Source organism: Aeromonas popoffii, assembly GCF_037818705.1.
GTDB lineage: Bacteria > Pseudomonadota > Gammaproteobacteria > Enterobacterales > Aeromonadaceae > Aeromonas > Aeromonas popoffii.
Genome location: NZ_CP149129.1, coordinates 3,068,025 through 3,081,152, shown reverse-complemented (window position 1 = coordinate 3,081,152; position 13,128 = coordinate 3,068,025). Strand labels below are relative to the sequence as shown.

Here is a 13,128-nt window from a genome sequence, read left to right as displayed (position 1 = left end):
AGTATGTCAAAGCGCGATTTCTATGAAGTGCTCGGGGTATCGAAAGATGCCGATGAGCGCGAGATCAAGAAGGCGTACAAGCGTCTGGCGATGAAGTTTCACCCGGATCGCAACCAGGGTGATGCCGTATCCGAAGAGAAGTTTAAAGAGGTCAAGGAAGCCTATGAGGTCCTGACCGACGAAAATCTGCGGGCCCGTTATGACCAGTACGGTCATGCTGGCGTGGATCAGAGCCAGGGTGGCGGTGGCCACGGTGGCTTTGGCGGTGGAGCCGATTTCGGTGATGCGTTCGGCGACATTTTTGGCGACATCTTTGGTGGCCGCAACGGCGGTGGTCGTCGTGGTCCTGCCCGGGGTTCCGACCTGCGCTACACCATGGAGCTGACCCTGGAAGAAGCTGTGCGCGGTGTCTCCAAGGAGATCAAGGTACCGACTCTGGTCCACTGCGAGGTCTGCAACGGCTCGGGTGCTCACACCGGCAGCCATGCCCAGACGTGCCCGACTTGCCACGGAGCCGGTCAGGTGCAGATGCGTCAGGGCTTCTTTGCGGTGCAGCAAGCCTGTCCGCACTGTCACGGTCGCGGCAAGATCATCAAGGATCCGTGCCGTAAGTGCCATGGCGATGGTCGTTACCAGAAGACCAAGACACTGTCAGTGAAAATTCCGGCGGGCGTCGATACCGGTGATCGCATCCGTCTCTCCGGCGAAGGGGAGGCGGGGGAAGCTGGCGCACCGGCCGGAGATCTCTACGTTCAGGTACACGTCAAGGAACACGAGATCTTCGTGCGTGACGGCAACAACCTTTACTGCGAGGTGCCGATCAGCTTCACCGCCGCCGCGCTCGGCGGCGAGATTGAAGTGCCGACCCTGGATGGCCGTGTCAAGCTGAAGGTCACTCCCGAGACCCAGACCGGCAAGATGTTCCGCATGCGGGGCAAGGGCGTCAAGTCCGTGCGCTCCGGCCAGGTGGGAGATCTGATGTGCAAGGTGGTGGTCGAGACCCCGGTCAAGCTGACCGAGTCCCAAAAAGAGCTGCTGCGCCAGCTGGACGAGTCGTTCAGCGGTGCCGCTGCCAAGACCCACAAGCCGAAATCGGAAGGCTTCTTCGAAGGGGTGAAACGCTTCTTCGACGATCTGACCCGCTGATCTCAGCGCATCCCAGCAAAGCCGGCCTCTGTGCCGGCTTTTTTTGCGCCTCTTTACGGTGCGCCTCATTTTTCAATCCGTGGTGCTGGCGCGCCAGAACACCTGCTTGATATGGGGATGAATGGCCAGTTTCACCATCAGGGCATCCAGCTCGTTGCCGTCGATGGAGGTGGCCAGCAGCACAGCGGAGATCTCCAGATCCTGTTCACCGAACGGCTCTATGTCCAGCTCGCTCAAGGGGTAGTTGGCCTGTTCCATCATCTCTTCGAGCCAGTGCAGCACCTCCTTCTGATACCCGCGCTGGGCGAGGGCCGTGACCCTGTAAGTCACCTCGGTATCGGTATTGTCCACCGGACGGCGGTTGATCTGGTTGACCAGGGGGCGCAGCAGGGTGTTGGCGGCCAGCACGAAGAGGGCGCCGAGCACTGCCTCCATCGCAAGCCCGGCCCCGCTGGCTGCCCCCACAGCCGCCACGCCCCACAGGGTGGCTGCTGTGTTGATGCCGCGGATATTGCCCGACTCACGCATGATGACACCGGCGCCGAGAAAGCCGATGCCGGAGACGATATAGGCCACCACATGGACCACGTTGTAGTTGCCGCCGTGCAGGTCATAGATGCGCTGGGCCAGACTGACGAACAGGGCCGCCCCCACGGCGACCAGCACGTTGGTGCGAAGGCCCGCGGTACGTTGGCGGTACTGACGCTCCAGCCCGACCAGACAGCCCAGCACAAAGGCCAGCAGGAGGCTGGCCAGGGTGTCGAGCAGGGAAATTATGTCAAGTTGCTGCCACATTCTCATGGCGTACTCCTTCTGGTTTGAGATGGCCTTCGGCGAGGCCCAATGGGCATGCCTGATGAATTGCAGAGGTGCGCGCGGTGAAGGCCATCATGGGAAATGACAACGGGCCACGGTCAAACAGGCCTGCGCTTAGAATGGTGTGCAGATAGCCGGGTCAGATGTAAAGGGGCCAGCATGGCTGGCCCCGATATACCCCATCCCGGTTAGTTGAGCAGGGGCTCGGCGTCGTGACGGGGATGCAGCTCCCAGCGCACCGGATGGGCGACCCCGACCTGGTGCACGAACTGCACCAGGTAACGGCGCTGGGGCGGTGTGCAGTACAGATTGAGCACCAGCTCCCGACCCCCGCTGCGCCCTGGCCTCAGGGACTGCATGGGACGCAGCCCGGCCGGTTGCAGGGTATGAGTCACCATGTCGAGCACTCGCTCCATGTCGGCGCGATCCTGACAACGGATCTGCAACCTGTAGTGGTGCTGATCCGGTTTGGGGCGCAGCCAGAGTGGCCACAAACCACGGCCGAACTTGCTCAGCAGGGGACGAGTCTGAGTGGATCCAGATTTGGTTGAAATAAAACGCATAGCAGCCTCCTTGTGGGAAGCAGAAACTATGCAGGCAAGGTGTCCAGGCCTGGGCTTGGGTCACCTGACGTCAAGTGTAAAAAGAGAAGAGGGGAGTGGATTTCCGCTTCTCGCAGGGTTGCGAGAGCGCGGCAGAGGAAGACCTGCGGCTATCTCGCGACCAGGGTGCCGACTGATTGGGTCGGTCTACAACTGTCACTTGATGAATTGCCCACTGATGGTCTCCGCTGTTGATGAACGGCCAAATGGTACTCATCCAGAGCAATGAGGTAAAGCCTTATCCACGTTCAGCAATATTTAGATACAAGTTTGTCAATAATCTGAGTCGCTTGGCTACCTCCATACCTGCCCGGCCAAGGTCTTAACCCCCCAGGAGCCAGCCATGATCCACGGCCATGCCGACGGTTCACGCCCTCATAAAATTAGATATTGCTAATTTAGGTTTTATTTATAGAATAAAGCTTAATATAAGCAACTGCTAATTTATGCCGATGCACACATCTCGATGAGATGACTCGGTATGCCAGCGGGGCGGTGAATGTGCTGGCCCTGTTGCGCACCCATTTTTGCCACTCCCAAGACGACGAGGTGTCCTGATGTTTGAAACCCAATGGTTGCTTGCCCTGGCCGGGGGCATGCTGGTGGGGCTCTCCGCCCTGATGCTGATGCTGTTCAACGGCAAGGTGGCCGGGATCAGCGGCATGTTGGCGGCAGCCATGGAACACAGGCACGCCTGGTGCTGGCTGTTTCTGCTGGGATTGGGGGCGGGTGCCTGGCTGGCGTTTCGCCTGAACTGGGCCCGGCTGCCGAGCCTCGATACCCTGCCGGCCTGGCCGCTGGTGTTGCTGGCGGGGCTGCTGGTTGGGGTCGGTACCCGTCTTGGCAATGGTTGCACCAGTGGTCATGGCATCTGTGGCATGGGGCGGCTCTCGGTGCGATCCATCCTTGCCACCCTCACTTTCATGGCAACCGGTGCCCTCACCGTGTTTGTCACCCTGCATCTGTTGTAACGAGGCGATGAGATGAAACTCTTTATCAGTCTGTTGGCCGGTCTGCTGTTCGGGCTCGGCCTTGCCATCTCCGGCATGGTGGATCCGGTGCGGGTCATCGGCTTTCTCGACGTGGCGGGCACCTGGGATCCCAGCCTGGCCTTCGTGATGGGGGGCGCCCTGCTGGTGTTCATGCCTGGCTACTTTCTGCTGGTCAAACCGAGCCGCCAGAGCCTGCTTGGTGAGCCATATTCGTTCAGCCTGGCTCGGCAGGTGGACAGTCGCCTCATCGGTGGCTCGGCCCTGTTCGGCATCGGATGGGGCTTGGCGGGCATCTGCCCAGGGCCAGCCTTGAGTCTCATTTCCAGCGGGCAGCCCATGATATTGTTGTTTGTGGCGGCCATGGTGAGCGGGATCCTGCTGGTGGACAGGGTATGGATGACGCGGCGGCAAGCCCGCAGCACCTGATCCCTTGGCGCCATGATCCCGCCGTCCCGGCACCCGTGCAGGGGTCAGGAAGGCGCAATCGCGAGAGGGCCACCCGGGTAGCCCCTCCTGTCACACCTTCAGGTGGCGGGCGCGCTGAGTCAGCGTCCTTTCATCAGTGGGAAGTAGCGTCGGTCGGCCTGGCTCATGTGGCCGACAACCAGCTCCTGAATGATGAAGTTGAGCAATTCGTCGTTGCCAAGCTCGCCGGCCCTGGCGGCGGTCATCAGCTGGCTTGCTCTGTGCAGCAGCCGCTGGTGGTCCTGCTGGTGGCTGGCCAGCTCGGCATAGTCCAGCTCGGCCAGCACCTGCTCCTCGAAGGCGAAGTGGTGGCGCGCCATCTCAAACAACCCTTCCAGGCTTTCCAGATAGAGTGCCGGGTGCTCGCAGTTGTCTTTCATGCGCTCCAGTAGCCGGTTGGTCAGCACGAAGAGCTGGCGATGCTCGGCATCGATGCGGGGATGGCCACACTCGTGGCTGTTTTGCCACAGCAGTGAACCCAGTTCGGGATCCAGCCCGGCGGTAAACAGGCAGACCCGGCCACGGCCCCGTCCCTTGGCCTGATACATGGCCTGATCGGCATGGTGCATCAGGGTCTTCGGATCCGTGCCATGTTCCGGGTAGAGCGCCACTCCTATGCTGCTGGAGATCCGCAACTCCTGCTCTTCATCCATCCGGAACGGATGACGCAGGCTCTGGTGCAGATGATCCGCCACCGCCAGCGCCTCGTCACGGGTATCGGGCAGCAGGATCACGAACTCATCTCCCCCGAGACGGGCCACCAGATCTTGTTCCCGCACGCAGTGGCGCATGCGTTCGGCCACCATGTTGAGCAGCACATCCCCGGTCTCATGACCAAAGGTGTCATTGATCGGTTTGAAGTGATCCAGATCGATGAACATCAGCGCCAGCTCTCTCCCCTCATCGGCCATGGCCTCTGTCAGCCGCAGTTGCAACAGGCGACGGTTGGGCAGGTTGGTGAGCGGATCATAGAAGGCGAGGCGATGCATCATCTCCTCGCTGGCGGCGCGTTCCGTGATGTCGCGGGTGACCCCCAGGATGGCATCGGGCTGGCCTTGCTCGTTGCCGTGCAAGGTGGTGATGGTCTCGGTTGCCACCAGATGTCCCTCCTTGTGCCTCACTTGGGTGCGGATCACGCAGCGGGTCTGCTTGTGGTCGCCCCGTTGCCAGGCGGCGAGGGAGTCACTGAGCTCATCGCGCAGCTGTTTTCTGGAGGTTTCCGGGATCAGCAGCTTGAGGGGCAGGCCGAGGATGTCGAGCGCCTCATAGCCGCTCAGGGGCTGGATGGCCGGGCTGACATAGCGAAGGCGCAGAGTGGCGGTATCCATGGTCCAGATAACGTCTGCGCTGTTCTCCGCCACGAACCGGTAGTGCTCTTCGCTCTGGGCCAGTTCACGGGTGAGCCTCAGCCGATCCCGGGCCTCCTGACGCAGACGCAGATAGAGATGGCAGAAGATGCCGAGCAGAGTCAGCAGGGTGAAGGTGATCAGCATGGCGACGGCCACGCTCTTGTCGAACAGCAGCCGCAGCTGGCGCATGCGCTCCCGGTCCGGGTTGTAGAGGAAGCGCTCCAGATCGGGCAGGGAGCTGAGCAAGCCCGCCTCCAGATAGGTCCTGGCGATCTGCTGCCATCGCTCGGGTTGCATGTAGCCGGGCGCGATAAGATCTGGCTGCATCAGCTCCCTGGTTTCACGGGCTTCGAACTCCAGCTGCTCACGGCCGTAACCGCTGGGATAGTTCTCCATGATCCAGTTGATCATCTCCTCCGGGTTTTCCATGGCGTAACGCCATCCCTTGAGGCTGGCCTGCTGGAACGCATAGACCCGCTCCGGCCTGCTCGTCAGCTCATGCTCCGAGGTAAACAGATTGTCGCCGTAGAAGTCAACGTCGATATCGCGGGGGGAGAACACCCGGTAGGAGAGCCCCATCTGGGCTAGCTGAAAGGGCTCTGTGGTGCTGTAGGCGCTGATGGCATCCACCTTTCCGGTCAGCAAGGCCTGCAGCCCCTGTTCATAAGGCAGTTTGGTCCAGCTGTGTGGTTGGGCATGGCGGCTGAGATAGACCAGCAGCTCCTTGGAGCCAGGCTCCAGCATCAGGCGTTTTCCCGCGAGCGCCGAGGGTTGCAATATGTCGGGCCGTTCCAGGGAGATCAGGACCAGCGGCGAGTGTTGCAGCATGGCCGCCAGTACCACGACCGGACGACCTGCGGCACGGGCGAGCAGCAAGTCGCTGCCGCTGATCCCGAACTGGGCATGGCCCGACACCACCTCGTTGACCACATTGGTCTGCGGCGTGGCGGCGCGCAGTGCGACATTCAGACCAGCATCACGATAAAAGCCCTTGAACTGGGCGGCGTAATAACCGGCGAACTGGAACTGATGTTGCCATGGCAGTTGCACAACGACCTGCTCTGCCGCCCTCAGGGGCAGAGAGGTGACGCTGTAGAAGATCGCCGAACCCAGCATTGGCAGATACCAGAGCAAACGATGAAGGGAGGAATTTACGCCTGTCATATACATTCTTCTCGGGAGACGGGGTCGATCCTAGCGTCAAATAATTCCTTGTTGCCCGCAAGGGGGCGAAAGGGCGCTGGAATCAGGGATCCGTGACAAAAAAAGTGATGTCTGTGTCGTTTATCACGTTTAGCTTTCATGCTCGGTATTTTTGTCAATTATGCGAATAACTAAGGAGCCATATGGCCTATTAAAATGGTCGCATTTTAGTCGTATTTATCTGCTATTTACCTCAGTAATAGTGAGTGACTGCTTTTTTTTCGGCGCAATGCGTCAAGCTGTGTCGCCGTATCAAAAGAAACTTTTCTGATGCTGTGGGAATGTATCCGGATTGATCCCATTCGGTTGTTACTCGGTAACCATGGACGCAAGCTGGCAAGGACCCAAACCTGGTCGCCTGCGGTGTTATGATAAGGGCTTTACCTTCTCGCTGAGGCTCTATCATGTCCCGATTGCGTCTTTTGTTGTCTGACTCTCATGATCCCTTGTTCAACCTGGCGGTGGAGGAGTGCATCTTTCGCCAGATGGACCCGAACCAGCGGGTGCTCTTCCTGTGGCGCAACGCCAATACGGTGGTGATTGGCCGCGCCCAAAATCCTTGGAAGGAGTGCAATACCCGCCGGATGGAGGAGGACGGCGTGACCCTGGCGCGGCGCAGCAGTGGGGGCGGTGCCGTGTTTCACGACCTTGGCAACAGCTGCTTCACCTTCATGGCGGGCAAGCCCGGCTATGACAAGAGTATCTCCACCGCCATCGTGTTGTCCGCCTTGCAGCGGCTTGGGGTGAGTGCCTTTGCCTCCGGGCGCAACGATCTGCTGGTGGCGACCCCGGACGGGGATCGCAAGGTGTCGGGCTCGGCCTATCGGGAGACGCAAGATCGCGGCTTTCATCATGGCACCCTGCTGCTGGATGCCGATCTGGGTCGGCTCGCCAATTACCTCAATCCAGATCCCAAGAAGTTGGCGGCCAAGGGTATCAGCTCGGTGCGCAGCCGGGTGGCCAACTTGTGCGAGCTGCTACCCGGTATCGATCACAACCAGCTGAGTCATGCCCTCTGTGAGGCCTTTTTTACCCATTACGGCGAGCGCGTTCTGCCTGAACACATCTCCCCCGAGCGGATGCCGGACCTGCCCGGATTTGCCGAGACCTTCGCCCGCCAGCGCAGCTGGGAGTGGAATTTTGGTCATGCGCCTGCGTTCAGTCATCAGCTGGACGAGCGTTTCGACTGGGGCGGGGCTGAGCTCCATTTCGATGTGGACAAGGGGGTCATAGGCCGGGCGCAGATCTTCAGCGACAGTCTGGATCCGGCGCCGCTGGATGCGCTGGCCGAACGGCTGGTTGGCCTTGCCTATCGCCGCGAGGCCATAGCGGCGCTGCTGTCGCAATTGCAGGCCGATTTTCCGGCCCAACAAGCCGAGCTGGACGAGCTATCCCGCTGGTTGCTGGCCGCGTTGCGCTGAGGTTTTTTCCTGTCCGGGCAGCACATCAAAAGAGGCGCTCAACGGCGCCTTGTTGCCGGCCGACGCCACGGCTCTGTTCGATGCCTATGCGGTGCTCAACTACCCGGGGGGAGCGCACCGTGCAGCCCACTGCCGGCACAATGCCCACTACTTCCGCAGTCGCCTTCGCGCTGGTGTGTAGCCCGGCCACGGCCCACAAGGCGCGGCTGCCACGCAACAGCGGTTATCACCGCAGCCTCTTTACCTGGCGCGGCAAGGTGGGATTTCCACCAACCGGGTGGAGGCCATCGCCCACTTTGACGACGACGCGTGCGGCAAGTACACCTATATCGCAGGGGACACAGCGGTCTTCATGAACCCGGCCTGCGGTCGTGAGCAGATGGATGCCTTCATCGCGCACATTCGCGGCTGCCCCTGACTGGCGGTCTGCCTGTGTCATGTTGCGTGTTTTTACATTACTGCAACCAATTGAATCGTAAGGAATTACTTGCGATTTGTGCGTAAAACGTGAAGCAGCACAGGTTATGCCCACCTACATCTCATTCTGACTTGTTTTGACGCATTTTTTCAGTACGGTATGGATTCCAACGAGCTGATATTTAGCCGTGAATACCATTAAAAGGAGCCGTTATGGACAAGTGCAGACGCAGAGTTACCCTGGGGCTGTTGAGTGCCCCCCTGGCCACCACCCTCGCAGGGTGCAACAGCAGCAACGACAGCGAAGGGATCACGGCTGACTTTAGTACCACCCTGACTGACAGGTTGACGGCCGAGCTGAAGGATGAGAACACGGCCCGCCAGCTGCGTCCCTTCATCGAGGAGGCCAATTTCAACATGACGCCGCCCTCGATTGCGATAGCAGACACCAGCACCCTGATCGCCTTTGCTTTTGGCAATCGCCCCAACGACTCCGGCAACCCGGATGAGCTGGCCAAGCCCGGCCCCATGAACGAGGCCCTGGCCGCCTGTTGCGCAGCCCTCTACCGACAAAAAGCCATGCCTATGTATGTGCAGTGGGAGATAGCCCGTTACCTCGACTCGGCCCGCTATCCGGATATTCCGGCCAGGGACGTCATCTCCATTGAGCCTTACTGGGATGCCGACGGCAAGTTGGTCTATCTGAGCACTGACGGGGTGGTCGAGGCCATCGTCAGGGATTATGCCGGTGGTGATCCCGCCACCCTCGGCACGGCGGCTGTTATCGGTCATCGCGATCACGTCAAACGCTGCATCATGACCTGTCGGGCCCGCAAGGTGGCGAGCCATGCTCCGGAGGGGATCGAACTGCCCGTCTGGTATGACGAGCAATCCGCTCAACCCTGGACCCGGCGGCGGGATCTCTATGTCTTGCAGGACATCACGGCCCAGCTGATGGGGGTGGCGCAGGCCAACATAGCCAAGGCTTACCCGAACGGGTAATCCGCCTGCGGTGAGGGATAAGCGGGATCCGGGTGCCGGAAAGAGGACAGTAACACGGCGCAAAGATCCCGCCGTTTTACTGTTGCTAGTGTTACCGTTTCTGCAACTGGGTGACCGTCAGCTTGCCAGCCGGGTTCTCGACGCGAAAGCTCACCGCATCCCCCACCTTGAACCCCTTGGTCAGAGCGGGATCCGCCAGCAGGAACACCATGGTCATGGGGGGCATCTTGAGTTTCTCTATCGCCTCGTGTTTGAGCCCCACCTTGCCGCTGGCTTGATCGAGGCGGGTGATAACCCCCTTGGTCATCACCCGCTCTTGCGTCGCCTGCATGTCCATCCCCTCCATCTGGGACATATCGTGCCCCTCGTGGTTCATGGTCATCTTGGCCTGGGCCTGGAGAGAGGCAAGCCCAAGCAGCAATGTCAGGGTCAGCGTCTTGTAGTTCATGATGTTTTCCTTCAGTTGTTTATTCAAATTCTTCGTTGATTAAAAAAGGGTGTGAAATCGGGTTATTCGGCTTGCTGGTTCTCGGTCTTGCCAAGGCTGCGGCTGCGCCACAGGTAGTAGGCGGCCGGCAGCACCAAGAGGGTCAGCACCAGCGCGCTCACCATGCCGCCGATTATCGGCGCGGCGATGCGCTGCATTACCTCTGAGCCGGTGCCCTGGCTCCACATGATGGGCAACAGGCCCGCGATGATGGTCACCACCGTCATCATCTTGGGGCGCAGGCGCAGGGCGGCGCCCTGGATCACCGCCTGGTGCAGACCCGCCTTGTCTGGTTTGCCGCTGGCCACCAGCTCATCCCAGGCGTGGTTGAGGTAGACCAGCATCAAGACGCCTGTCTCCACCGCGACGCCAGCCAGAGCGATAAAGCCCACCCCGACCGCTACTGAGAGGTTGAAGTCGAGCAGCCAGAGGGTCCAGATCCCGCCCACTACCGCCAGCGGCAAGGTGGTGAGAATGAGCAGCACCTCTTGAACGCGGCGAAACGCCAGATAGAGCAGCAGCACGATAATGGCGACCGTGAGCGGCACCACGTAGGCGAGGCGCGCCTTGGCTCGCTCCATGTATTCGTACTGACCCGACCAGGTGAGGGCATAACCCGCCGGCAGCACCAGCTGCTTGCTCACCTCGGCCTTGGCTTCATCGACGAAAGAGCCGATGTCGCGGCCGCGAATATCGACGTAGACCCAGCCGTTGAGCCGCGCATTTTCACTGCGCAGCATGGGGGCTTCGTCGCTGATGTAGACCCGGGCCACGTCCGCCAGCGCGATGCGCGCGCCGCTCGGAGTCACCACCGGCAACAGCTCGAGACTGGCCACCGAGTCGCGATAGCTCTGGGGGTAGCGCAGGTTGATGGGGTAGCGCTCGCGCCCTTCGATGGTTTGCCCCACCTCCATGCCGCCCACTGCGGTGGCGAGCACCGCCTGCACGTCGGCGATGTTGAGGCCGTAGCGCGCCGCCTTCAGCCGGTCGATATCCACCTTGACGTAGCGGCCACCGGCCACCCGTTCGGCGTAGACGGACGCAGTGCCATCCACCTTGCCGACGATCTGCTCAAGCTGCTGGCCTAGCTGCTCAATGACATTGAGATCTGGCCCCGCAATCTTGATGCCGACCGGGGTCTTGATACCGGTCGCCAGCATGTCGATGCGGGTCTTGATGGGGGGCAGCCAGGCATTGGTGAGGCCGGGGAAGCGGATGAGGGCGTCGAGCTCCTCTTTGAGTTTCTCTGGTGTCATGCCGGGGCGCCACTGATCCCGGGGCTTGAGCTGGATGCTGGTCTCCATCATCACCAGATCGGCGGGATCGGTGGCGGTCTCGGCGCGCCCCGCCTTGCCGAACACGTTCTGCACCTCGGGCACGGTGCGAATGAGCTTGTCGGTCTGCTGCAAGATCTCCCGCGCCTTGCCCACCGAGATATTGGCCGCGGTGGTGGGCATGTACATGATGTCCCCCTCATCGAGCGGCGGAATAAACTCTGAGCCCAGATGCTTGAGCGGCCAGAAGCCCGCTACCGTCACCACCGCCGCCAGCATGAGCGTGGTTTTCGGGCGTGCCAGCACGGCCTTGAGCAGCGGAATATAGCTGCGGGTCAGCATCCGGTTGAGAGGGTTGGCTTGTTCGGCCAGCACCTTGCCGCGGATAAAGTAGCCCATGAGTACCGGCACCAGCGTGATGGATAGCCCGGCCGCCGCCGCCATGGCGTAGGTCTTGGTGTAGGCGAGTGGATGGAACATCCGCCCCTCCTGCGCCTCCAGCGCAAACACTGGCAAAAAGCTCATGGTGATGATCAGCAGGGAGAAGAAGATGGCGGGCCCCACCTCTATGCTCGCCTCTGTGATGATGCGCCAGCGGTTCTTGTCGGTGAGTGCCTCTCGCTCCATGTGTTTGTGGACGTTCTCGATCATCACGATGGCGCCATCGACCATGGCGCCGATGGCGATGGCAATGCCGCCGAGCGACATGATGTTGGCGTTGATCCCCTGCAGGTGCATGACGATAAAGGCCACCAGAATGGCGATGGGCAAGGTGATGACTACCACCAGTGACGAGCGCAGGTGGAACAGGAAGGCCAGACAGACCAGCACCACCACGGCGAACTCCTCCAGCAGCTTGCCGGAGAGGTTGTCGATGGCACGCTGGATAAGATCGGATCTGTCGTAGACGGTGACGACTTCGACCCCCTGTGGCAGGCTGCTTTTCAGCTCCGCCAGCCGCGCCTTGACCCCGTCGATGGTGCGCTGGGCATTCTCGCCATAGCGCATCACAATGATGCCACCCACCACTTCCCCCTCGCCGTTGAGTTCGGCAATACCACGCCGCATCTGGGGGCCGGTGACCACATCCGCCACATCACCCAGCAGCAGCGGGGCGCCGCGCACAGTGGTGCCGAGCGGGATCTGCTTGAGGTCTTCCACGCTCTTCAAATAGCCATTTGAGCGCACCATGTACTCCGCTTCCGCCATCTCGATGACGGAGGCGCCTGTCTCCTGATTGCCCTGCTTGATGGCCGTCTCGATAAGGGATATCGGGATGCCGTAGGCGCGCAGCTTGTCCGGGTCGACCCGCACCTGATACTGGCGCACCATGCCGCCGACGGTGGCGACCTCGGAGACGCCATTGACGGTTTGCAGCTCGTACTTAAGGAACCAGTTTTGCAGCGAGGTGAGCTCGCTCAAGTCATGCTTGCCGGTTCTGTCCACCAATGCGTATTGATAGACCCAGCCTACCCCGGTGGCATCGGGGCCGAGCTGGGGGCGGGCGGAGGCGGGCAGATTGGGGGCCACCTGGCTTAAATACTCCAGTACCCGGGCGCGGGCCCAGTAAAGATCGGTGCTGTCGTCAAACAGCACATAGACGAAGGAGTCACCGAAGAAGGAGTAGCCGCGCACCGTGGTCGCCCCCGGCACCGCCAGCATGGCGGTGGTGAGCGGATAGGTGACCTGATCCTCCACCACCTGGGGGGCCTGTCCCGGGTAGGCGGTCTTGATGATCACCTGCACGTCGGAGAGATCCGGCAGGGCATCCACCGGGGTCTGCTTGACCGACCAGAGCCCCCAGGCGGTGAGCATGACGGTCAACAGCAGCACCAGAAAGCGGTTGCCCACCGACCAGCGAATGATGGAAGGGATCATGCTCTGGCTCCTCCCTCTTGGCGTGGAGTGAACGGCAGGAGATGGTTGCTAGTAAAGCGGCAAGAGATCGAGGGGA

General features: G+C 60.9%; 10 protein-coding genes and 1 pseudogene. 6 read left to right on the top strand and 5 right to left on the bottom strand.

The window, feature by feature from the left end; genetic code table 11:
• The first annotated feature begins 3 nt into the window (after positions 1 to 3).
• Complete coding sequence (gene dnaJ / locus WJM78_RS14010) at positions 4 to 1,146, top strand: molecular chaperone DnaJ (RefSeq protein WP_042033827.1); 1,143 nt, start codon at positions 4 to 6, stop codon at positions 1,144 to 1,146.
• Between the two features lie 72 nt (positions 1,147 to 1,218).
• On the opposite strand, the gene WJM78_RS14005 is transcribed toward dnaJ, so the two are convergent.
• Entirely contained in the window at positions 1,219 to 1,947 is a 729-nt protein-coding gene (locus WJM78_RS14005) for an MgtC/SapB family protein (RefSeq protein WP_339009967.1), read from the bottom strand.
• Between the two features lie 203 nt (positions 1,948 to 2,150).
• Positions 2,151 to 2,525, bottom strand: a complete 375-nt coding sequence (locus WJM78_RS14000) for a hypothetical protein (protein ID WP_339009965.1) — start codon at positions 2,523 to 2,525, stop codon at positions 2,151 to 2,153.
• A gap of 596 nt (positions 2,526 to 3,121) precedes the next feature.
• On the opposite strand from WJM78_RS14000, the gene WJM78_RS13995 reads away from it, so the two are divergent.
• Together WJM78_RS13995 and WJM78_RS13990 are read left to right on the top strand one after the other, a co-directional pair.
• Positions 3,122 to 3,535: a YeeE/YedE family protein gene (locus WJM78_RS13995; protein ID WP_042033824.1), complete on the top strand. Its 414-nt coding sequence runs from the start codon at positions 3,122 to 3,124 to the stop codon at positions 3,533 to 3,535.
• Positions 3,536 to 3,547: 12 nt separating this feature from the next.
• On the top strand, positions 3,548 to 3,982 hold the full coding sequence (locus WJM78_RS13990) for a YeeE/YedE family protein (RefSeq protein ID WP_339009963.1): 435 nt from the start codon (positions 3,548 to 3,550) through the stop codon (positions 3,980 to 3,982).
• A 119-nt stretch (positions 3,983 to 4,101) separates the two neighbouring features.
• On the opposite strand, the gene WJM78_RS13985 is transcribed toward WJM78_RS13990, so the two are convergent.
• A complete protein-coding gene (locus WJM78_RS13985) occupies positions 4,102 to 6,534 on the bottom strand; it encodes a diguanylate cyclase domain-containing protein (RefSeq protein WP_339009960.1) in 2,433 nt (810 codons plus the stop codon).
• A gap of 443 nt (positions 6,535 to 6,977) precedes the next feature.
• Here WJM78_RS13985 and WJM78_RS13980 point away from each other — a divergent pair, with 443 nt between their 5' ends.
• From WJM78_RS13980 to WJM78_RS13970, 3 genes and pseudogenes are all read left to right on the top strand, one after another.
• Positions 6,978 to 7,994, top strand: coding sequence for a lipoate--protein ligase A (locus WJM78_RS13980; RefSeq protein ID WP_339009957.1), 1,017 nt, complete (start codon positions 6,978 to 6,980; stop codon positions 7,992 to 7,994).
• Positions 7,995 to 8,058: 64 nt separating this feature from the next.
• A pseudogene (locus tag WJM78_RS13975) lies at positions 8,059 to 8,412 on the top strand (aspartate aminotransferase family protein); the annotation flags it as partial.
• A 212-nt stretch (positions 8,413 to 8,624) separates the two neighbouring features.
• Entirely contained in the window at positions 8,625 to 9,413 is a 789-nt protein-coding gene (locus tag WJM78_RS13970) for a hypothetical protein (RefSeq protein ID WP_339009954.1), read from the top strand.
• A gap of 91 nt (positions 9,414 to 9,504) precedes the next feature.
• Here WJM78_RS13970 and WJM78_RS13965 read toward each other — a convergent pair whose 3' ends face one another.
• Entirely contained in the window at positions 9,505 to 9,861 is a 357-nt protein-coding gene (locus WJM78_RS13965) for a copper-binding protein (protein ID WP_339009951.1), read from the bottom strand.
• Between the two features lie 62 nt (positions 9,862 to 9,923).
• Positions 9,924 to 13,052, bottom strand: a complete 3,129-nt coding sequence (locus tag WJM78_RS13960; protein ID WP_339009948.1) for an efflux RND transporter permease subunit — start codon at positions 13,050 to 13,052, stop codon at positions 9,924 to 9,926.
• Positions 13,053 to 13,128 lie beyond the last annotated feature (76 nt).